This window comes from Streptomyces sclerotialus (assembly GCF_040907265.1).
In the GTDB taxonomy this organism is placed as follows: domain Bacteria; phylum Actinomycetota; class Actinomycetes; order Streptomycetales; family Streptomycetaceae; genus Streptomyces; species Streptomyces sclerotialus.
Map to the genome: position 1 here is coordinate 2045841 of NZ_JBFOHP010000002.1, position 19826 is coordinate 2065666.

Genomic DNA, 19826 nt, shown 5'->3' on the forward strand with positions numbered 1-19826 from the left:
GAGTCCTGCACACCGATATCCGCGCATGTCCCTCCCCTTTCCGGTGCCCGGCGGCCACGGTGAGCAGTCGGCGGTCAGCGCACGGTGAGGTCTACACCTGTCCGGAAACAGACGGTCCGCTTCCACTCGGCCACCGCCTCACGCGCCGCTTCCCCGCGCGTCACTTCGCGGTGCCCTCCCGGGGTACTCCCTCGCTCCCGGGCGCCTCCACTCCCAGGGCCTCCCTCCCGGGGGACCTCCGTCCCCGGCAGTTCGACACCGGGCAGTTCGACACCGGGCAGCTCGTCCGCCGCGTCCAGCTCCACCTCTTCACGGCGCAGCTCCGCCCGGGGTGCGTCCGCGCCGCCCGCTTCGTCCCGGGCGCCCCCGCCGCCCGCCTCCCGCACCCGCTCGTACGCCTCCGTCTGCGCCTGGGCCTGGAGGCCCGAGCGCTCCAGGAAGCGCAGCAGCTCGACGGGGAAGGGCAGGACGAGGGTGGAGTTCTTCTCCGCGGCGACCGCCACCACGGTCTGCAGCAGCCGCAGTTGCAGGGCCGCGGGCTGGTCGGACATCTGCTGGGCGGCCTCGGCCAGCTTCTTGGAGGCCTGCAGCTCGGCATCGGCGTTGATCACCCGGGCCCGCCGGTCGCGGGCCGCCTCCGCCTGCCGGGCCATCGACCGCTTCATCGTCTCCGGCAGCGAGACGTCCTTGATCTCCACCCGGTCGATCTGCACGCCCCAGCCCAGCGCCGGACTGTCGATCATGACTTCCAGGCCCTGGTTGAGCTTCTCCCGGTTGGAGAGCAGATCGTCCAGGTCGCTCTTGCCGATGATGGAGCGCAGCGAGGTCTGGGCGACCTGGGAGACGGCGAAGCGGTAGTCCTCGACCTGGACGACCGCGTCGGCGGCGTCCACGACCTTGAAGTAGACCACCGCGTCCACCCGGACCGTGACGTTGTCGTGGGTGATGCCCTCCTGGGCCGGCACGGGCATCGTGACGATCTGCATGTTGACCCGGCGCATCCGGTCCACGAACGGAATGATCATCGTGAAGCCGGGCCCCCGGACCGGGGAGGTGAGCCGTCCGAGCCGCAGGACGACACCGCGTTCGTACTGCTTGATGACGCGGGCGGCGGCCGCCGCGTACACGGCGCCCGCCGAGGCCAGCGCCACGCCGGTCGCCACCAGTTCCTCGACCATCACGACCCCCTCGCACAGGCTGCCCGCCGTCCGAGTCGCACGTAGTTACACCGTATGCCCGGTTGCCGGAACGGTCGAGTGCCCGGAGGACGCCCCTCCCTCCGAAGCGGAGGCGACGGGTTCCGGCAACGCAACGGCCCCCGCTCGCCGCGGCGAGCGGGGGCCTTACTGCTGCTGGCTGCAGTCCAGGGCGCAGTGTTCCGCAGTACGTGCCCGGGGCCGAGAACACTCATCCGGCCGAAGGGAAGTGCCGGACGTACCCGGGCGCCGTCAGGCTCAGTACACGCTCACGCCGTAGGCGCTCAGCGCCTCCGTGACGGGCTGGAAGAACGTGGTGCCGCCGGAGGAGCAGTTGCCGCTGCCGCCGGAGGTCAGGCCGAGCGCCTTGGTGCCGGAGTACAGCGGGCCGCCGCTGTCGCCGGGCTCGGCGCAGACCGTGGTCTGGATCATGCCGTAGACGACGTCGCCGCCGCCGTAGTTGACGGTCGCGTTCAGGGCGGTGACGCGGCCGCTGTGGGTGCCGGTGGTGGAGCCGCGGCGGGTGACGGTCTGGCCCACGGACGGGGTACCGGCGCTGGTGATGTCCTGGCCGCCGACGGTGCCCTCGTGCGAGACGGAGCCGGTGTACTTGATGATGCCGTAGTCGTTGCCGGGGAAGCTGGAGCCGGCGGTCGGGCCGATCAGCGCGCCGCTGCCGGTGGTCCATGACGAGCCGCCCTCGGTGCAGTGGCCGGCGGTGAGGGCGTAGTAGGTGCCGCTGCTGTTGCGCACGTTGAAGCCGAGCGAGCAGCGCGAACCGGATGTGTAGATCGCGTCGCCGCCCGAGATGTACTTCTGGAACTTGCCGGCCGTGCGCTCGAAGCTGAGGGCGCCGGCGTTGACGCCCGCCGCCTTCTTGATCTTCGCTATCTCGGCCTGGGAGACGGTCTTGTCGACCGTGACGACGACCTTGTTCGTCGCCTTGTCGACCCGCCATGCGGTACCCGCGACATCCGCCGCGCGGACCGAGTCGTCGGCCGCGGACAGCTGCGTGGCACTGAACGTGGTGGCCGGCTGCACGTCGGCGCTGGCACTGGGTACGGCCACGGCGCCTGCGACGAGAAGGCCGGACGCCACGGCGATCAGCCGGGTGCGTCTGACGACGCCGCTGCGGGGGGTGGTGCGCTCGTTCCTCACTTCTTCCTCCGAGGGGAATCGGGGGTCGCCTGTGGGCGGCCCGTGAGGCGCAGCCAGGCAGCACGGGTTCCGTTTTCCGCGTGCCCCTGACAAGCGCTGGACGGGAGTCTGGAGTGTCCGGGCCCGGTGCGCAAGAGGTTGTTTCCGGCCCGGGGCATGCCACATGGCCCCGGCAGCGGGGGTTTCTGCTGCCGGGGCGGTGGGTCCGGTCCCCTCGGTCGGATCTTCGACGTGCGGCGGTCCGCCGCGGTTCCGTGCGGCCTACTCCCCCGCGCTGAGCTGCCGTTCTCCCGCGCGCAGCGCGAACGGGAGGGTGTTGCCCGGTGGCGGGAAGGGGCAGATGAAGTGGTCGGCGAAGGCGCAGGGCGGCAGCAGGGTGCGGTTCAGGTCGACGGTCACGGTGCCGTCGGCGGCGGGCGCGGGCGGCCGCAGGAACCGGAAGCGGTAGCTCTCGGTACCGCTGGTGGCGTCCGCGAGCACCGCCCACAGCGAGCCGTCGGCCTCCACCGCGGCCTGGAGGGTGTGCTCCTCGCCGTCGACCGTGAAGGCCAGTTCGCCGCCGAGGCCCAGGCCACGCTCCCGGCCGTCGGCGTTCGGCACCTGGACCGTGCGCCCCTCGTCGTACGGGCGGAACCGGCCGGTCAGCCGCCACCGCCCGGCGTACGGGAACGCGTCGATGCCGGTGAAGGCGCGCAGCGCGGCCGCGTCCGGGTCGAAGACGCGCACGGCCCACCGGCCCTCCCGCCGCAGGACGACCAGCCGCCGGCCGCCGTGCGCGGCCCGGGCCTCCTGCGGCGCGGTGTCGGGGCCGAGCCGTGCCTCGCCGTCCAGCGGCGCGCCGTCCAGCGGCGCGCCGTCCAGCGTGAGTCCGTCCCCCGCGCCGGCGGTCAGCCGTACTGCCTCGCCGTCCTCGGCCCAGTGGCCGGGAACGTCCTCGATGCGGCCGTCGGGGTGGTCGGCGAGCCAGTACGTGCCGGTCAGCGCCAGTGGTCCGTACGGCCCGGAGACGGTCCGTTCGCGCAGCTCACGCCAGGCCCGCCAGTCCTTCTCCGCTTCTGTGCTCATGACGTCGACCCTTCCACACCGCGGCCACGGGCGGGCTCCGGGAGCCCCAGGTGCGAGCGGAGCGTGTTCCCCTCGTACTCGGTACGGAACGCGCCCCGCTCCTGCAGCAGCGGTACGACCGTGTCCACGAAGTCGTCCAGGCCGCCGGGCGTGAGATGCGGTACGAGGATGAAGCCGTCGGCCGCGTCCTGGGTCACGAAGGCGTCCATCTCGGCGGCGACCGTCTCCGGGGTGCCGATGAAGGACTGGCGGCCGGTGGCCTCGATGACGGTCTCCCGGAGGGAGAGCCCCTTGGCGCGGGACAGCGCCCGCCAGCGGTCGGCGATCTCCTGGGGGTCGCCGAGGCGGGTCCGGCCCTGGGTGAGGCGTGCGCCGGGGTCGGGATCGAAGGCGGGGAGCGGCCCGTCGGGGTCGAGGTGGGAGAGGTCGGTGCCCCAGATCTGTTCGGCGGCGAGCAGCGCGTTCTGCGGGGAGACCTGGCGGCGGCGGATGTGGTGGGCCTTCTCCTGGGCCTCGGCCGCGGTGTCGCCGAGCACGAAGGTGACACCCGGCATGATCTTGAGCGAGTTGTGGCTGCGGCCGTGTGCGGCCAGCCGGCCCTTGACGTCGGCGGAGAAGGCGCGGCCCGCCTCCAGGGTGCCGTGCCGGGTGAAGATCACGTCGGCGGCGGAGGCGGCGAAGTCCCGGCCCGCCGGGGAGTCCCCGGCCTGGATGACCACGGGGTGGCCCTGCGGGCTGCGCGGGACGGTGAACTCGCCCCGGATGTCGAAGTGCTGCCCCCTGTGTGCGAAGGGCCGGGGCGTCCCGTCCTCGGACCAGGAGTCCCACAGTTCGCGGGCGGTGGCGACGAACTCGGCGGCGCGGGTGTAGCGGTCCGCGTGGTCGAGGTAGCCGCCGCGCCGGAAGTTCTCACCCGTGAACGCGTCGGAGGAGGTGACGACGTTCCACGCGGCGCGTCCCGCACTGAGGTGGTCCAGGGTGGCCAGTCGCCGGGCGAGTTCGTAGGGCTCGTTGAAGGTGGCGTTGACGGTGGCCGCCAGGCCCAGCCGGTCGGTGACCGCGGCCAGCGCGTTCAGCACGGTCAGCGACTCGGGCCTGCCCACCACGTCGAGGTCGTGGATGCGGCCCTTGTGCTCGCGCAGCCGCAGCCCCTCGGCGAGGAAGAAGAAGTCGAAGCGGCCGCGCTCGGCGGTGCGGGCGAGGTGCTCGAAGGAGTCGAACTCGATCTGGGACCGGGACTCGGAGTCCGTCCAGACGGTGGTGTTGTTCACGCCCGGGAAGTGTGCGGCCAGGTGCAGCCGCTTGCGTGCGGGCGTACGGGACGTGGTCATCAGGAGGCCTCTCCGGTGCGGACGGCGGCGTAGCGGCCGGCCGGGCGCGCCAGCCCGAGGTGGTCGCGGAGGGTGGTGCCCGGGTAGGCGCGGCGCAGCAGGCCGCGGCGGCGGAGCGCGGGGACCGTGCCGTCGACGAGGCGACCGAGGTCGCGCTCGGGATCGGCGGGCCGGAGGTGGAAGCCGTCGGCCGCTTCGGCGGCGTGCCAGTCGGTGAGCAGGTCGGCGAGGCCGGCCGCGTCCCCGGCTGCGGGCAGTTCGACGGGCAGCGAGACGAGCACCCTCAGGTGGTCCGGGTCCCGGCCCAGTTCCTGGGCGCGGGCGCGGAGTTCCGTACGGGCCGCGTGCGCGGTGTCCGGGTCCTCGGCGCGGACCAGCGCGACGTCGGCGCGGGCGGCCGCGGTCTCCCGGGCGGCGTCCTCGGTGGCGTCGACGACGATGACGGGCCGGCCCTGCGGGGGCCTGGGGACGATGGAGGGGCCGCGTACGGAGAAGGGCTCGCCGGTGGAGGAGGTACCGCGGAAGTCGACGTGGTGGAGCTTGTCGCGGTCGATGAACCGGCCGGTGGCGGCGTCCCGGATCTCCGCGTCGTCCTCCCAGCTGTCCCAGAGCCGGCCTGCCACGTCGGCCACGTCGGCGGCCTCCCGCCACAGTGCTCCGGCGGGGGCCGCCGGGCGGCGGCCGAAGAGGGCCGCCTCGGCCGGGGTGCGGGACACGTCGGCCTGCCAGCCTGCCCGGCCGCGGCTCACCCAGTCCAGGGTCTGCACGGCGGTGGCGACGTGGAACGGCTCGGTGTGGGTGGTGGTCACCGTCGGGACCAGCCCGACGCGTGCGGTGTGCGGTGCGACGCGGGCCAGGACGGCGAGGGCGTCCGGGCCCGGCCGGGTGAACGTGTCGCCGAGCGTGACGAAGTCGAGGGTGCCGCGCTCGGCGAGCCGGGCGAGGCGTACGTAGGGCGCCGCGTCGAAGGGCCCCGGTGCGCCGGGGGTGTCGAGCGCGACGGCGAGGTGCGGCGGCCTGCTGTGTGCGGTCATCGGTGGGTGCCTTCCGGTGCGAAGGGTGGCGTACGGGTCATCGCGCGGTCCTGGGCAGCCCGCGCGGGTTGATCTCCGACTTCCGCACGGCCTCGCTCGCGAGGCCCCAGCGGGCGAGCACCTTCTTGTAGGCGCCGTTGTCGATGACGTGCTGGAGGGCCGCGGCGTAGGGCTTCACCAGCCCGTTGCCCTTCTTCGTGGTGGCGGCGATCTTGCCCTGCACCTGGTCGCCGCCGCCGGAGAAGGTGCCGACGATCTCGGTCTGTCCCGCGGTGGCGACGTGGTACGCGGCGGTCGGGTTCGGCCCGAAGTAGGCGTCGATGCGGCCGGACCGGAGGGCGAGGTAGTAGTCGGAGGTGTTCTGGTAGTACGTGATGTCGACCGGCTCGCGGCCCGCCTTCTCGTTCTCCTCGCTCCACTCCACGAGGATCTTCTCCTGGTTGGTACCGGAGCTGACGGCGATCTTCCTGCCCGCCACGTCCTTCGCGCCGCGCACCTTCCAGCGGCTGCCCTTGCGGGCCTCCATGGCCAGCTCGTCCAGCCGGTAGGTGGCGAAGTCGTACTTCTCCTTGCGTTCCTCGGTGACGGTGACGTTGGAGAGGACGCCGTCGAGCTTGCCGCTGTCCAGGCCGACGAAGAGGTTCTCCCAGGACAGCGCGTGGAAGGACGGCGTGAGGCCCAGGGTGTCGGCGATGAGGGTGGCGAGGTCCCGCTCGACGCCGATCAGGGTGCGGTCGTCCGTGGCGTAGAAGCCCAGCGGCGGGTTGCTGCCGGTGGACAGGCCGAACTGGAGGGTGCCGCGGTCGCGGACCCGGGCGGGCACCTGTGCGGCGATCTCCGGGACCTTCGCCACGTGGATGCGGTGCTGGTCCGGGCTGGTGTTGATCTTCGTCTTGCCGCCGTCGCTCCCCGGAGCGGCGTCCAGCGGGGCGGCCTCCCCCTTTCCGCAGGCGCTCAGCAGCAGCGTTCCGGCGGTGAGCGCGAGGGCGGCGGTCAGGGTGCGGCGGCGGTTCACGGACGGGCTCCTTCTGAAGCGTGGCATGTCACAGGACCTTGGAGAGGAAGGCTTTGGTGCGCTCGTGGCGCGGCGCGTCGAGCACCTGGGAGGGCGGGCCCTGTTCGACGATCCGGCCGTCGTCCATGAAGACGACGGTGTCGGCGACCTCGCGGGCGAAGCCGATCTCGTGGGTCACGACGATCATGGTGGTGCCCTGGTGCGCGAGGTCCTTGATGACGTCGAGGACCTCACCGACCAGTTCGGGGTCGAGCGCGGAGGTCGGCTCGTCGAAGAGGAGCAGCTTCGGTTCCAGGGCGAGCGCGCGGGCGATGGCGACGCGCTGCTGCTGGCCGCCGGAGAGCTGCCCGGGGTAGGCGCCGGCCTTGTCGGCGAGGCCGACGCGTGCGAGCAGCCGGCGGGCCGTGGCCTCGGCGTCCTTCCGCGGGCGCTTCAGTGCGGAGACGGGCGCCTCGGTGATGTTCTCCAGCACGGTGAGGTGCGGGAAGAGGTGGAAGTTCTGGAAGACGAAGCCGATGTGCGTGCGCTGCTTGAGGATTTCGCGTTCGCGCAGCTCGTACAGCTTGTCGCCGGACCTCCGGTACCCGACCAACCGCCCGTCGACGCTGACCTGGCCGCTGTCCACCTTCTCCAGGTGGTTGACGGTGCGCAGCAGGGTGGACTTGCCGGACCCGGACGGGCCGAGGACGACGGTGACCTCGCCGGTCCGGACCGTGAGGTCGATGCCGCGCAGCACCTCCACGGACCCGAAGCTCTTGGTCACGGATGTGATCTCGACCATCGCGCTCATCGCGTGGCCCCCTTCGCGAAGTGTCGTTCGACGTAGTGCTGGAGTACGGAGAGCGCGCCGGTGAGCAGGACGTACCAGACGGTGGCGACCATCAGCAGCGGGACGACCCGGCCGTTGCGGCCGTAGATCACCTGGACCTGGTAGAAGAGTTCGCCGATCGCCATGACGGAGACGATCGAGGTGCCCTTGAAGAGGGAGATGACCTCGTTGGCGGCGTTCGGCAGGATGCCGCGCATGGCCTGCGGCAGGACGATGCGCCGCAGTTGGCGCAGCTTGGGGATGCCGAGGGCCGCGGCGGCCGTGAGCTGGCCGCCGTCCACGGCGAGGACGCCGCCGCGCACGATCTCCGCCGCGTAGGCGGCCTGGTGCAGGGCGAGCCCGAGGACCGCCGCGCTCATGGCGCCGACGAGGTTGACCGTCTCGAAGGAGACGAAGCCGGGGCCGAACGGTATGCCGATGTCGATCCGCTCGTAGAGGTAGGCGAGGTTGAACCAGAACAGCAGCTGGACGATGAGCGGGACCGCGCGGAACACCCAGATGTAGCCGGCCGCCACCGCCTTCAGGAACGGGCTGTCCGACAGCCGCATGAAGGCCAGGACCAGGCCGAGCAGGAAACCCAGCGCGGTGCCGTAGAGGGTCAGCTGCAGGGTGGTGCCCACCGCGCGCAGGATCGTCCCCGTGGTGAAGAACTGCGCGAAGACGCCCCACTCCCAGCCGGGGTTGGTGATCAGGCCGTGCGCGAACTGGGCGAGTACGACGGCGGTGAGGGCGACGGCCGCCCAGCGCGCCGGGTGGCGTACCGGGACCACCTTCAGGGCGTGGGTGCCGGCGTGCTGCGGCCCGGCGCGTTCCGGGGCGTCGGCGGCGGGTGGGTCACTGGTCAGCGGCATGGTGTTCCTTGGGGGTGCGGGCGGCGAGGAAGGCGAGCAGGGTGCGGGCCGTGGCGTCGTTCTGGCGGAAGGAGGGGGCGTTGGTGCCGGGCCGGGTGAAGGCGCCGGAGGAGCGGGCGTCGGTGTGCGGGCCGAGCGCGAAGCGGCGTGGGTGGGCCCGGCCCGCGCGGTCCAGGACCCGGCCGTCAGCGGCGTCGACGCGCAGCAGCCCGCCGGGCGTGGCGGCGGCCCCGTCGGCGTACAGGCCGCGTAGCAGCGCGTCCCGGCTGTGCGCGACGGAAGGCCCGGGGAGCCGGGCCTCCACCAGGGCGCGGGCGGTGACCTCGGTGCCCGGCAGGCTCGCGCTGCACGCGCGGAAGAGCCCGGTCGTCCCGTCGGCGGTGACGGTGACGTCGGCGCCGAGGAACCGCACGATCCCGGCGCGGGACAGCGCGAGGAGCTGCCGCAGCCGGGGGCCCGGCGGCCCGGAGGCGAGGTAGCTGAAGAAGCCGTGCCACCACGGGCCCACGTCGCCGACCCGGGTCAGCTGCCCGTAGACGGACAGCAACGCGAGGAACACGGCCTGGTCGGGGCTGTACGCGGGGTCGTGCCGGCGGTCCAGGTCGGCCTGGATGTACGCGCGCAGGCCGTCCTGGAGCGCCGCCTCGCTCCCGAAGCGCACCCCGGCCAGCGGGCGGTCGAGCGCTTCGAGGTCGAGCCGGTCGGCGGGGTCGGGTACGGAGGCGGTGACCAGGGCCTGGAGGGCGGCGCTGCCGGGGTCGGCGGCGGCGTACTTCTCCTCGAAGTCGGTCCAGTGGACGGCGGTGCGCTCCGGGTGTGCGGTGAACAGCCGGTGGTAGTGGGCGAAGCCCAGCTCCTTGGTGATCAGCGGGCGGATGTCCCGGGTGAAGTCGGGGCCGCCGGGCAGGGCGAGCAGCGCGTCCGTCTCGGCGGGGCCGAAGAACCGTGGCAGCGGCGGCCGTTCGCCCGTCCAGCCGTAGCCGATCTTGGAGTGGTACGGGACGCCGCGCCGCGATCCGACGTGCAGCACCGGCTCCTCGCCGGACGGCTGGTACGTGAGCTGTCCGTCGGGCCGGGTGCGGTAGCGGCCGCCGCGGCCCTCGGTGAGCAGGACCATCAGGTCGACGAAGGCCAGGCCCATGCCCCGGACCAGCACCGGCTCACCGGCCCGCAGCCCGGACAGGTCGCTGTCGGCGGTGAAGTCCGGCGGCAGGTACGTCAGTCCGTGCGTGGCGGCGAAGGAGGCCAGTGCCCGCTGTTCCGGCGGCGGTTCGGAGCCGAGGTGGCCGAGGGTGAGCACGACGAGGTCGGCGACGAGCGGGGTGGGGCGGCGCTCCAGCCAGACCTGCTGGCGGCCGTCGCGCGGTCCGGCGACGCGGACGGCGCGGTGCCGGTGCTCGTGCACGGTGACGCCGGGCGGCAGGGCCTGGACCGTACGCTCGTACACCCAGCCGAGGTAGCCGCCCTGGAGGCGGCGGCCGGCGAAGTCGCGCGGTCCGAGCGCGCCGGCCGCCGCGGCCGGTTCCGGTGCCACGGTGAGGGTGCCGTCCCGCACCTGCCGCGCCCAGGCGGCGAGGGTGGGGCCCGTGCGGACCGGCCCGGCCATCTCCACCGAGTCGTCGGTGAACAGGGTGACGTCCTCGGCGGTGGAGTTCATCCACAGCAGCGGGGACTGGTCGTGCCGCCAGACCCGGCCGCCGCCGGGCGGGTGCGGGTCGACGAGGTGGATGTCCAGGGGCCGGCCGGCGTACAGCTCGGCGGCGTTGGCGGCGATCCGCTCCAGCAGCCCGGTCCCCCGCGGCCCGGCTCCCACGATCACCAGTGACGGCCTCATCGGGTGCGCTCCGCACCGCGCGCGTAGTGCCGTTCGACGTAGTACTGGCCCACGCTGAGCAGTGAGGTCACGACCACGTACCAGAGGGTGGCGACCAGCAGCAGCGGGATGACCTGGTAGGTGCGGTGGTAGACCAGCTGCACGGAGTACAGCAGGTCCTGGACCGCGATGACGGAGACGATCGAGGTGCCCTTGAGGGTGCCGATCAGCATGTTCCCGGCGGGCGGCACGATCGAGCGCATCGCCTGCGGCAGCACGATCCGCCGGCCGCGCCGCCACCGGCTCAGGCCGAGGGACCGCGCGGCCGCCAGCTGGCCGCGGTCGACGGAGAGGATGCCGCCGCGTACGACCTCGGCGGCGTACGCGGCCTCGTGCAGGGTGAGGCCGACGACGGCGACGGTGAGCGGGCCGAAGAGGTGCACCGTCTGCACGCCGAGGATGTGCGGGTACAGCGCGCCGATGTTGAACCAGAAAAGCAGCTGGACCAGGACCGGCATCGAGCGGAACAGCCAGACGTAGCCCCAGCCGACGCCTCTGAGCACGGGGTTGGCGGAGAGCCGCATGGCGGCGAGCAGGGTGCCCAGTGCGAAGCCGAGCACCATGACCAGCGCGGTGAGCCAGAGCGTGAGCCAGAGGCCGCGCAGGACGGCGGTGGTGAAGAAGTACCCGGCGACCACGTCCCACTGGAAGGCGTCGTTGCGGACGACGGAGGTGGCGGCGAGCGCGAGGAGGACCAGGACGAGGGCGGCGGCGGCCCGTTGGCCGGTGCGGCGGCGCGGGACGATGCGGGGCGCCTCGGCGGCGCCGGGCTTCACGGGCGGCGGCGCCGGGGCAGGGGTACCGAGGGTGCCGGAGGCCGGCTGTACGGAAGGCATGCGAAGGCTCCGTGGATGCAGAGATCGAACACGGGAGTTGAGCGCCTTCACACAGGCTTCGGAACCGGTCGCGCCCCTCAGCACGGCCGGTCCTCGAGGCTATGGCGCCGGTGTGGCGCACTGTCAAGCCTGTCCGCATCGTGAGAATCGGATCTCGGTAGCGGTTGACGCGGAAACGGATGCCTGTTCCACTTAGCCGCATGTACTCATGGCAGCGGCTGGTCACCCGCGACCACATCGACTTCGGTCGAGTGTGGTCGTCGTCCTGTTGAGCTGACCCCCTGCGCCTCGCCCGCCGCCCTCACCGGCCGGGCCGTTCCGCGGTTCTGATCCTTTCTCCCTGATCCCGCCGCGCCTTCACACGCCTTCCGCGCCTTCACACGCCTTTCCGCGCCTCCCTCGGCGCACCCTCCCCTCGCTCTTCCCCGTTCCTTCGGCCTGCTCGAAGAAGGGCGCCCCACCATGCGCTTCGGCGTCATGCCATCGATCGACCACACCCCGCACCCCGTCGGCCTGACGGTGCGTCACACCACGCCCGCCGACCCGCTGGCCCGCCCGCTGCTCGCGGAGCTGACGTACGAGTACAGCACCCGTTACGAGAAACCGGTGGACCTGGACCGGGAGTACCCGCCCGCGGAGTTCGGCCCGCCCGGCGGCACCTTCCTGCTGCTCCTGCGGGACGGCCGGCCGGTGGCCGGCGGCGCGTACCGGCAGTACGACGCCGCCACCGCCGAACTCAAGAGGATCTGGACCGACTCGGCGCACCGCCGCCGCGGGCTGGCCCGGCGCGTGCTGCGGGAGCTGGAGGACGACGCCGCGCGCCGCGGCTACACCCGCCTGTACCTGACCACCGGCCCGCGCCAGCCGGAGGCCAAGGGCCTGTACCTGGCCGCCGGTTACCGCCCGCTCTTCGACCTCGCCGCCGACCCGGAGACGATCGGCCCGCTGCCGTTCGAGAAGGACCTGCCGGCCGGCCACCACCTGGAGACCTGACCTCATGTTTACCCGCAGAGCCCGCGCCGCCGCCCTGTTCGCCGCCGCCCTCACCCTGACCGCCGCCTGCGCAGCGCCCGACGGAGGCGGCACGAGAGCGGCGGCGGGCGCGGGCGGTGCCGACGCGAAGATCCCCACCACCGATGTCCTCTCGGACGTGCGGAAGGACCCGGCCGCCGCGGAACTGCTGCCGGCCGAGGTGCGCGAGCGCGGCACGCTCACGATCGCGACCAGCGTCGGCGGCTCCCCGCCCGGCGCGGCCTACCTGCCGGACGGGAAGACCGTGGCGGGCCAGGACATCGACTTCGCCGACGCCGTGGCGAAGGTGCTCGGGCTGCGTCTCAAGCGCGAGGTGGCGAGCTTCGAAGCGATCCTGCCCGCGCTCGGGAGCGGCAAGTACGACCTGGGGACCGGCAACTTCGGCGTCACCGAGGAACGCAAGAGGACGATCGACTTCGTCACGTACATCAACGACGGCCAGGGCTTCGCGGTCCGCGCGGACAGTCCGCTGAAGAAGGTCACCGATCTGACGCAGCTGTGCGGCCGGACGGTGGCGACCACGGCGGGCACCACCTTCGAGGCGACGCTGGAGCGCGCCCGGCCCCGCTGCGCGGCCGCGGGCAAGAAGCCGTACGAGGTCAAGACCTACGCCGAGCAGGGCGCGCTGTGGATCTCCCTCCAGCAGGGGCGCAGCGACATCGTGATGAGCACCGTCAACGGACTGCGCTATGCGGTGCGGCAGCAGGAGGGCCTGCGTTTCCTCAACGAGTTCGCGCGTCTCGACGTGGGGTTCGCCTTCAAGAAGGGCAGCGCGCTGACGCCCGCCTTCCAGGCGGCGGTGAACCGGCTCCGGAAGGACGGCACGTACGCGCGCATCCTGAAGAAGTGGGGCACCGGCGGCTCGGCGATCGAGTCCTCCCGCGTCAATCCGCCGGCCAGGGACTGAGGACGGGCGGCACGGCGCCGACCGGGATGACATATGCCCTGGTCCCCTGCTTCCAGTGCATTCTTTCCGGTATGTTTCGATCTGTCCTGCCGGACAGGTCCATGAGAGCGCGCACACCGTGTGACACCCTTCGCACAGTCAGTTCGCGGTCATCGCCTTGAAGCTGACGCTGTGCCATCCTCATTGCACCAGATGTGTCACGAACCCCCCATGCGGCGGCTATCCACTTGGCACATCATCCGCGTCATGGCCGACCATAGAGGGGCGGACAGCACACCGCGGGAGAGAGGAGGCGTCCATGGGATCGGTGCGCAAGGCGAGTGCGTGGCTTGGCCTCGTCGACGACAACGATGACGAGCGTTACTACGACGACGACTACGCCGAGGGGTCCGAGCCCGAACAGACGGGCGGCAGCTCCTGGGTGACCGACCCTCGGGTGCGGGTGGCCGACCAGGCAGCGCAGCAGCAGGGCACCCGGATCGCCACGGTCACGCCGGACGGTTTCCGGGACGCCCGCGGGATCGGCGAGCTCTTCCGGTCCGGTGTGCCGGTCATCGTCAACCTCACGGCGATGGAGTCCGCCGACGCCAAGCGTGTCGTGGACTTCGCCGCGGGACTGACCTTCGGCCTGCGCGGCTCCATCGAGCGCGTGGCGACCCGGGTCTTCCTCCTCACGCCGCCCGACTACCGGATCGTGAGCGGCGGCGAGGTCACGGGCCGCGGCCGCCAGGGGGGCTTCTTCAACCAGAGCTGAGCGTGCTCCTGCGGATCGGCGGTGGCCGGTCCGCAAGAGCACGCCGGCCCGGTCACCGGAAGGCGTCCAGCCCGGTGAGCGCCTTGCCCAGCACGAGCTGGTGCATTTCCACGGTGCCCTCGTAGGTGAGCACCGATTCCAGGTTCGTCGCGTGCCGCATGACGGGGTATTCCAGCGAGATTCCGTTCGCGCCCAGAATGGTGCGCGACGTACGGCAGATCTCGATCGCCTCCCGCACGTTGTTGAGCTTTCCGAAGCTGACCTGCTCCGGGCGGAGTCGTCCCGCGTCCATCCGGCGCCCGAGGTGGTGCGCGAGCAGGACGCCCTTGTGCAGCTCCACCGCCATGTCGGCGAGCTTGCCCTGGGTGAGCTGGAAGCCGCCGATGGGCTTGCCGAACTGCTCACGGGTCCTGGAGTACTCCAGTGCCGACTCGAAGCTGGCGCGGGCCGCGCCCATGGCGCCCCAGACGATGCCGTACCGGGCGTGGCTGAGGCAGCTGAGCGGGCCGCGCAGCCCGGTGACCTCGGGGAGCACCGCGTCGGCCGGCAGCCGTACGTCGTCCAGGACCAGCTCGCTGGTGACCGAGGCGCGCAGCGACCACTTGTGCTTGATCTCGGGTGCCGAGAAGCCGGGCGCGTCGGTGGGCACGACGAAGCCGCGTACGCCGTCGTCGGTGCGGGCCCAGACCACCGCGACACCGGCCACCGAGCCGTTGGTGATCCACATCTTGCGGCCGTTGAGGATCCAGTCGGAGCCGTCGCGCTTGGCGTGGGTGCGCATGTTCGCGGGGTCGGAGCCGTGGTCGGGCTCGGTGAGGCCGAAGCAGCCGATGACCTCACCGGCGGCCATCCTCGGCAGCCACTGCTGCTTCTGCTCCTCGGAGCCGAAGCGCCGGATCGCGTACATGGCGAGCGAGCCCTGCACGGAGACCAGCGAGCGGATGCCGGAGTCGGCGGCCTCCAGCTCCAGGCAGGCCAGGCCGTACTGGACGGCGGAGGCACCGGCGCAGCCGTAGCCGGTGAGCGACATGCCGAGCGCGCCGATCGAGCCGAGTTCGCGGGCCAGCTCGCGGATGCCGGGCAGCTCGCCGTCCTCGTACCACTGGGCGATGTGCGGCAGCACGCGGTCGGCGGCCCACTGCCGGACGGTGTCGCGTACGGCCTTGTCCTCGTCGGAGAGGAGGTCGTCGATGCCCAGCGGGTCGGCCGGGTCGAAGGGCGGCAGGGTGGATGCGGACATGCGAGGTGCCTCCTGCGGCTGCGCGAAAAACTAGCAGTGGTAGTTATTTCTCACGGCAGACGTTACGACGCACGCGGACGCGCCACAAGAGGGCCCGCGAACGGGCCCGGCACGGGAGGCGACAGGGGCAGCGCCCGGAGGCGGCCGGGCCGGCCCCGGAGGCGGCCGGTCAGCGTCCGGAAGCGGCAGGCGTGATCTCGGAACCGCAGCCGGGGCCCGCCGCGTCCCCGTCGGCGCGCTCCGAGGGCTCAGCGGCCCGCCGCGGCAGCCGGAGCGCTATCCCCGCGCCGACCAGCAGCAGCACCGCGCTGGCGACGAGGGTGACGTGCAGACCGTGCACGAAGGACGCGCGGGCCGCCTCGCGCAGCGCGTGCCGCGCGTGTGCCCCGAGGCCGCCGGCCACCTGGTACGCCTCGCCGAGGGAGTGCCCCGCGGCACGGCTCGCACGGTGCGGCACACCGGGCACATGGCGCAGGCCGGGCGCGTAGACGGCGTTCATGACGCTGCCGAGCACGGCCACGCCGATGCCCGCGCCGAGCTGGTAGGAGGTCTCGCCGATGGCCGCCGCTCCCCCGGACGCCTCGGCGGGCGCCTCGCTGAGCATCGACTCGTACGCGCCGAAGAGCGTGGACTGGAAGCCGAAGCCGAGCAGGACGAAGCCGGCGGACAGCTCCCAGGGCCGGTCGTGCGTGCCCATCGTGGTCAGGCAGAGCACCGCGACGGCGGTGAGCACGAAGCCCGCCGAGACCATCACGCGCGGGCCGAGCACCTGCAGCATCCGGGAGCCGGTGAGCCCGGCCGCCATCGCCGCGAAGACCAGGGGCAGCATCCGCAGACCGGTCTCCAGCGGGCTCATGCCCAGCACCAGCTGCAGGTACTGCACGGCTATGAGCTGCAGGCCGACCAGCGCCAGCATCGCCAGCACGATGCAGCCGACGGACGTGCCGAAGGCAGGGCGGGCGAAGAGCCGCATGTCGATCAGCGGATGGTCACGGCGGCGCTGGCGGCGGACGAAGAGGGCCAGCAGCAGCGCCCCGACGAGGATCGGGCAGAGCGTCGTCCAGCCCAGCACGTGCGCCCCGCTGCCGATCCGCTTCACGCCCAGGACCAGGCCGAGCACGCCGAGCGCCGCGACGACCGCGCCGAGCACGTCCCAGGGGCCGTTGCGCTCGCCCCGGGACTCCGGCAGCAGCCACCGGCCGACCAGCAGCATCACGGCCATCATCGGGATGTTGATGAGGAAGACCGAACCCCACCAGAAGTTCTCGACCAGGAAGCCGCCGAGCACCGGGCCGACGGCGGCGCCGACCGCGGCGACGGCGCTCCACACGCCGATGGCCACGGCCCGCTCCCGCCGGTCGGGGAAGACCTGGCGCAGGATCGACAGCGTCGCCGGCATGATCATCGCGCCGCCGACGCCGAGCAGTGCCCTGGCCACGATGAGGATCTGCGGATTGGGGGCCAGGGCCGCTCCGGCCGAGGCGATCGCGAAGAGTCCGTAACCGAAGAGCAGTATCCGGCGTCTGCCGACCCTGTCGCCGAGCGTCCCGAACAGGATCAGCAGGGACGCGGCGATGAGCGGATAGACGTCGACGACCCAGAGCAGTTCGACCGGCCCCGGCCGCAGGTCCTCGGTGACGGCCGGCACGGCGACGTAGAGGATCGTCGTGTCCAGGGCGACGAACAGCAGGCTGACGCAGAGAACGACCAGCACGGTCCAGCGGTTCGCGCCGCCGCCGCGATGCCGGGTGACACCAGCCGTCCGCTGTTTGCCGGACGTGGTTGTCCCGGACATGTACGCACCTCCTGTAGAGCACTCGCAACCGCGCACGACGGCACGACGAACACCCCGGGGGAACCGGCGGCACGGGCGAGTTGTGACGAAAGCCTACGCGAGACGCCGGGCGGGACACATGGCTCACCTCACGATGAGATGCTCATCGCAAGGACCGGGGGATGTCATACCCACTGCGCAGGGCACTGGCTACCATTCGCCGCCAGCTCCTTCGGGGGATCCGCGCACCCCCTCTCCCGGCCCGGTACCCGCCACACGCCCGCCACGATCCGGCCATCGACCCCACGCGACCCACCGGTCACCTGGATAATCGTATTGATGACCGATCTCGCTTTCTCCGCCACCGCGGGTCCGGCCGCGGCAGGCAGAGGTGCCGGGGCCGCGCTGCGCCGCGCCGTGCCCGCCCTGGCGGCGTACGCGGCGATCCGCCTGCTGGGCCTCGCGACCCTCGCCACCTGGTCGGCAGCGGCCGGCAAGGACTGGCAGACCCTGCTCGCCGCCCGCTGGGACTCCCTCTGGTACACCCGCGTCGCCGAGCACGGCTACGGCTACGCCGTCCAGCTGCCCGGCGGTGAGGTCCACTCCAACCTCGCCTTCTTCCCGCTGCTGCCGTGGCTGGAGCGGGTGCTCTCGGCGCTGCTGCCCCTCTCGGCGGCCGGCGCCGGGCTGCTGGTGAGCTGGGCCGCCTCGCTGGCCGCCGCCTGGGTGCTGTACGCCACGGGCGAGCGGCTGCACGGCCCGCGGGCCGGGGTGGCGCTGGCAGCGCTGTGGGCCGCGGTCCCGATAGGCGTCGTGCAGTCCATGGCGTACTCGGAGGCGCTCTTCACCGCGCTCGCGGCCGGGGCGCTGTACGCCGTGCTGACCGGCCGCTGGGTGTGGGCCGGGGTACTGACGTCGCTGGCCGGGCTGACCCGGCCGGTGGGCGCCGCGGTCGTCGCGGCCCTGTGGGTGGCGGCGGCGCTCGTCCTGTGGCGCGAACGGTCGGCCGAGGGCCGGGTGACCTGGCGGCGGCACGGCCGGCTGCTCGCCGGGGTGGCGCTCGCCCCGCTCGGCTGGTGCGGCTTCTTCCTGTGGGTGGGGGCCCGGCAGGGCAGCCTCACCGGCTACCTCGATGTCCAGGCGGGCTGGGACAACGGCTTCGACGGCGGCCTGGCCTTCGCCTCCTTCGCCTGGCGGCTGCTGACCGGGCCCGCGCTGCCCGCCGGGCTCGCGCTGGTGGCCGGGGTCGCCGCGGTGATCTGGCTGTACGTGCTCGGCGTACGGCAGGGGCAGCCGGTACCGCTGCTGGTCTACGGCGGCCTGGTGCTCGCGCTGGCGCTGACCGCCAAGGGGTATTTCGGCTCCAAGCCGCGGCTGATGCTGCCGGCGTACCCGCTGCTGCTGCCGCCGGCCGCCGCGCTGGCCCGGTGGCGCCCCCGGTGCGCCGCGGCCGTCGTCGGCGCCCTCGCGGCCGGCTCCGCGGTGTACGGCGCGTTCTGGCTGAACGGCTCGGGCCCGCCGTGACGCGGCGGCCCCGGGCACTCCGCCGGTGACCGCGGAACGTCCCCGCGTGACCGCGACCCTCGGCAAACACGCCGTGACGCCCGGGGAAATGCGCGATAAACACCGCCCCGGAGAATTTCATTAGACCTGCGGACAGACGGTCACACGGATGCCCTGCGGGTGAAAGAGCGATTTAGTGAATTCTCTTGGCAGGGCCCTGGCGAATGGCTTGTTTGAGACGCATTCCACATCACATCGTCATTACAAAGCCCACGGTTTGACCAGGCGCCTACATCACACGCGGTAACGTCGATTGAGTGCGTACCGATGAGAAGCCCGACCGGAAGGAAGGGCGCTGGAGCGAGCTCGCCCGGCCGAATATGACACGAACACGCCACTGGCTGTTCGGCGGCACCGTGGCGGTCTATGCGGCGATCGTGCTGGGCGTGCTGACGACTTCCTGGCTGGTCACCCTCGACTGGCAGATCATGCTCTTCCGGCCGTACAAGCAGTGGCCGGACATCCACCCCTACCTCGACTACTTCGTGGTGCTGGGCCAGCGCGGCCCCACCGCGGTCGCGGTGGCCGCGTGGCTGGGCTGGCGCTGCTGGCGGCAGCGGAACCTCCACCCGCTGCTGGTGCTCGGCGTCGCCCTGCTGATGCTCAACGTCACCGTGGGCGCCGCCAAGATCGGCATGGGGCGGCTCGGGCCGCACTACGCGACCGCCATCGGGACCAACGAGATGTGGCTCGGCGGCGATATATTTCCTTCAGGACACACCGCGAACGCCGTGGTCACCTGGGGTGTGCTGGCGTACCTCGCGACGACCCCGCTGCGCCGCAGGATCCTTTCGGTCATCGCCGCGCTGGGCGCGCTGGGCGTGGGCATGACCACCGTCTACCTCGGTACCCACTGGGTCAGTGACGTGCTGCTGGGCTGGGCCGCCGGCCTCCTGGTGCTGCTCGCGCTCCCCTGGTGCGAGCCGGGCATGGCCTGGGCCGAGGCCCGGCTGATGGCGGTGTTCTGGCGGCTCCGGGCCCAGCTGGGCGGCGCCCCGCAGCCGGTCACGGTGCCCGCGAGCCCGGCGGGCGTCACTTCCGGCGTCGCCGGCCGGCGCGCCGTCGCCGAGGACGGCGTCCTGGTCCGCGAGCCCGCGGTGGCCGGCCGGCAGGGCCGTACGCCGGAGGCCTGGCCGCACCACCCCGCACGGCCGCACACCGCGCGCTCGGAGCGCACCCCGGTCACCCCCTCGGGCAGCCGAAGACCGCCGCACGCCGACCGCGCACCGCGCACCGCACCGGTCACCACGACCGTCCGCGGCCGCTCGCAGGGCAGCTGACACGACAGCGGTGCGGGACCGGTACGCACACGTGCCCGCACCACCACGGCCCCGGCCGGCTCCTCCGCGGAGCCGCCGGGGCCGTCGT

At 72.6% G+C, this 19826-nt stretch carries 17 protein-coding genes; 5 read left to right on the forward strand and 12 right to left on the reverse strand.

Going from position 1 to position 19826, the window contains the following annotated elements:
- Positions 1-74: 74 nt before the first annotated feature.
- From AAC944_RS09110 to AAC944_RS09155, 10 genes are all read right to left on the reverse strand, one after another.
- Positions 75-1178, reverse strand: coding sequence for a slipin family protein (locus tag AAC944_RS09110; protein ID WP_368397057.1), 1104 nt, complete (start codon positions 1176-1178; stop codon positions 75-77).
- Between the two features lie 276 nt (positions 1179-1454).
- Positions 1455-2354 carry a S1 family peptidase gene (locus AAC944_RS09115; RefSeq protein WP_030624620.1) on the reverse strand — a complete coding sequence of 300 codons (900 nt, stop codon included), beginning with the start codon at positions 2352-2354 and terminating at the stop codon, positions 1455-1457.
- Positions 2355-2615: 261 nt separating this feature from the next.
- Positions 2616-3419, reverse strand: coding sequence for a DUF1684 domain-containing protein (locus tag AAC944_RS09120; RefSeq protein ID WP_030624618.1), 804 nt, complete (start codon positions 3417-3419; stop codon positions 2616-2618).
- Positions 3416-4750: an NtaA/DmoA family FMN-dependent monooxygenase gene (locus AAC944_RS09125; protein WP_030624617.1), complete on the reverse strand. Its 1335-nt coding sequence runs from the start codon at positions 4748-4750 to the stop codon at positions 3416-3418. The genes AAC944_RS09120 and AAC944_RS09125 overlap by 4 nt, the downstream gene beginning before the upstream one ends.
- Positions 4750-5784 carry an LLM class flavin-dependent oxidoreductase gene (locus tag AAC944_RS09130; protein WP_030624615.1) on the reverse strand — a complete coding sequence of 345 codons (1035 nt, stop codon included), beginning with the start codon at positions 5782-5784 and terminating at the stop codon, positions 4750-4752. The genes AAC944_RS09125 and AAC944_RS09130 overlap by 1 nt, the downstream gene beginning before the upstream one ends.
- 37 nt (positions 5785-5821) lie before the next feature.
- Positions 5822-6799, reverse strand: coding sequence for an ABC transporter substrate-binding protein (locus AAC944_RS09135; RefSeq protein ID WP_030624613.1), 978 nt, complete (start codon positions 6797-6799; stop codon positions 5822-5824).
- Positions 6800-6827: 28 nt separating this feature from the next.
- The gene (locus AAC944_RS09140) at positions 6828-7589 is read right to left on the reverse strand and encodes an amino acid ABC transporter ATP-binding protein (protein WP_030624611.1); all 762 of its coding nucleotides are present in this window, start codon (positions 7587-7589) and stop codon (positions 6828-6830) included.
- Positions 7586-8479, reverse strand: coding sequence for an amino acid ABC transporter permease (locus AAC944_RS09145; RefSeq protein ID WP_030624608.1), 894 nt, complete (start codon positions 8477-8479; stop codon positions 7586-7588). The genes AAC944_RS09140 and AAC944_RS09145 overlap by 4 nt, the downstream gene beginning before the upstream one ends.
- Positions 8463-10313: an FAD/NAD(P)-binding protein gene (locus AAC944_RS09150; protein ID WP_030624605.1), complete on the reverse strand. Its 1851-nt coding sequence runs from the start codon at positions 10311-10313 to the stop codon at positions 8463-8465. The genes AAC944_RS09145 and AAC944_RS09150 overlap by 17 nt, the downstream gene beginning before the upstream one ends.
- The gene (locus tag AAC944_RS09155) at positions 10310-11188 is read right to left on the reverse strand and encodes an amino acid ABC transporter permease (protein WP_030624602.1); all 879 of its coding nucleotides are present in this window, start codon (positions 11186-11188) and stop codon (positions 10310-10312) included. The genes AAC944_RS09150 and AAC944_RS09155 overlap by 4 nt, the downstream gene beginning before the upstream one ends.
- A gap of 477 nt (positions 11189-11665) precedes the next feature.
- Between AAC944_RS09155 and AAC944_RS09160 the strand changes: the two genes are divergently transcribed.
- The 3 genes from AAC944_RS09160 (at position 11666) to AAC944_RS09170 (ending at position 13881) form a co-directional block, all read left to right on the forward strand.
- Complete coding sequence (locus tag AAC944_RS09160; protein WP_051872421.1) at positions 11666-12181, forward strand: GNAT family N-acetyltransferase; 516 nt, start codon at positions 11666-11668, stop codon at positions 12179-12181.
- 4 nt (positions 12182-12185) lie between these two features.
- Positions 12186-13127, forward strand: coding sequence for an ABC transporter substrate-binding protein (locus tag AAC944_RS09165; protein ID WP_030624596.1), 942 nt, complete (start codon positions 12186-12188; stop codon positions 13125-13127).
- 298 nt (positions 13128-13425) lie between these two features.
- Entirely contained in the window at positions 13426-13881 is a 456-nt protein-coding gene (locus AAC944_RS09170) for a cell division protein SepF (protein ID WP_030624594.1), read from the forward strand.
- Between the two features lie 52 nt (positions 13882-13933).
- Here AAC944_RS09170 and AAC944_RS09175 read toward each other — a convergent pair whose 3' ends face one another.
- Together AAC944_RS09175 and AAC944_RS09180 are read right to left on the reverse strand one after the other, a co-directional pair.
- Complete coding sequence (locus AAC944_RS09175) at positions 13934-15121, reverse strand: acyl-CoA dehydrogenase family protein (protein WP_030624592.1); 1188 nt, start codon at positions 15119-15121, stop codon at positions 13934-13936.
- A gap of 169 nt (positions 15122-15290) precedes the next feature.
- Entirely contained in the window at positions 15291-16916 is a 1626-nt protein-coding gene (locus AAC944_RS09180; RefSeq protein WP_030624591.1) for an MFS transporter, read from the reverse strand.
- A 318-nt stretch (positions 16917-17234) separates the two neighbouring features.
- On the opposite strand from AAC944_RS09180, the gene AAC944_RS09185 reads away from it, so the two are divergent.
- Together AAC944_RS09185 and AAC944_RS09190 are read left to right on the forward strand one after the other, a co-directional pair.
- Positions 17235-18419, forward strand: a complete 1185-nt coding sequence (locus AAC944_RS09185; RefSeq protein ID WP_030624588.1) for a mannosyltransferase family protein — start codon at positions 17235-17237, stop codon at positions 18417-18419.
- Positions 18420-18715: 296 nt separating this feature from the next.
- Positions 18716-19738: a phosphatase PAP2 family protein gene (locus AAC944_RS09190; protein WP_030624585.1), complete on the forward strand. Its 1023-nt coding sequence runs from the start codon at positions 18716-18718 to the stop codon at positions 19736-19738.
- Positions 19739-19826: the final 88 nt, after the last annotated feature.

What these genes read in the sequence shown, in the direction of transcription:
- AAC944_RS09125 (WP_030624617.1), bottom strand. Translation starts at nt 4,750, where the DNA reads ATGACCACGTCCCGTACGCCCGCACGCAAGCGGCTGCACCTGGCCGCA.
- AAC944_RS09170 (WP_030624594.1), top strand. Translation starts at nt 13,426, where the DNA reads ATGGGATCGGTGCGCAAGGCGAGTGCGTGGCTTGGCCTCGTCGACGAC.
- AAC944_RS09165 (WP_030624596.1), top strand. Translation starts at nt 12,186, where the DNA reads ATGTTTACCCGCAGAGCCCGCGCCGCCGCCCTGTTCGCCGCCGCCCTC.
- AAC944_RS09120 (WP_030624618.1), bottom strand. Translation starts at nt 3,419, where the DNA reads ATGAGCACAGAAGCGGAGAAGGACTGGCGGGCCTGGCGTGAGCTGCGC.
- AAC944_RS09140 (WP_030624611.1), bottom strand. Translation starts at nt 7,589, where the DNA reads ATGAGCGCGATGGTCGAGATCACATCCGTGACCAAGAGCTTCGGGTCC.
- AAC944_RS09130 (WP_030624615.1), bottom strand. Translation starts at nt 5,784, where the DNA reads ATGACCGCACACAGCAGGCCGCCGCACCTCGCCGTCGCGCTCGACACC.
- AAC944_RS09185 (WP_030624588.1), top strand. Translation starts at nt 17,235, where the DNA reads ATGACCGATCTCGCTTTCTCCGCCACCGCGGGTCCGGCCGCGGCAGGC.
- AAC944_RS09160 (WP_051872421.1), top strand. Translation starts at nt 11,666, where the DNA reads ATGCCATCGATCGACCACACCCCGCACCCCGTCGGCCTGACGGTGCGT.
- AAC944_RS09145 (WP_030624608.1), bottom strand. Translation starts at nt 8,479, where the DNA reads ATGCCGCTGACCAGTGACCCACCCGCCGCCGACGCCCCGGAACGCGCC.
- AAC944_RS09150 (WP_030624605.1), bottom strand. Translation starts at nt 10,313, where the DNA reads ATGAGGCCGTCACTGGTGATCGTGGGAGCCGGGCCGCGGGGGACCGGG.
- AAC944_RS09110 (WP_368397057.1), bottom strand. Translation starts at nt 1,178, where the DNA reads ATGGTCGAGGAACTGGTGGCGACCGGCGTGGCGCTGGCCTCGGCGGGC.
- AAC944_RS09180 (WP_030624591.1), bottom strand. Translation starts at nt 16,916, where the DNA reads ATGTCCGGGACAACCACGTCCGGCAAACAGCGGACGGCTGGTGTCACC.
- AAC944_RS09155 (WP_030624602.1), bottom strand. Translation starts at nt 11,188, where the DNA reads ATGCCTTCCGTACAGCCGGCCTCCGGCACCCTCGGTACCCCTGCCCCG.
- AAC944_RS09175 (WP_030624592.1), bottom strand. Translation starts at nt 15,121, where the DNA reads ATGTCCGCATCCACCCTGCCGCCCTTCGACCCGGCCGACCCGCTGGGC.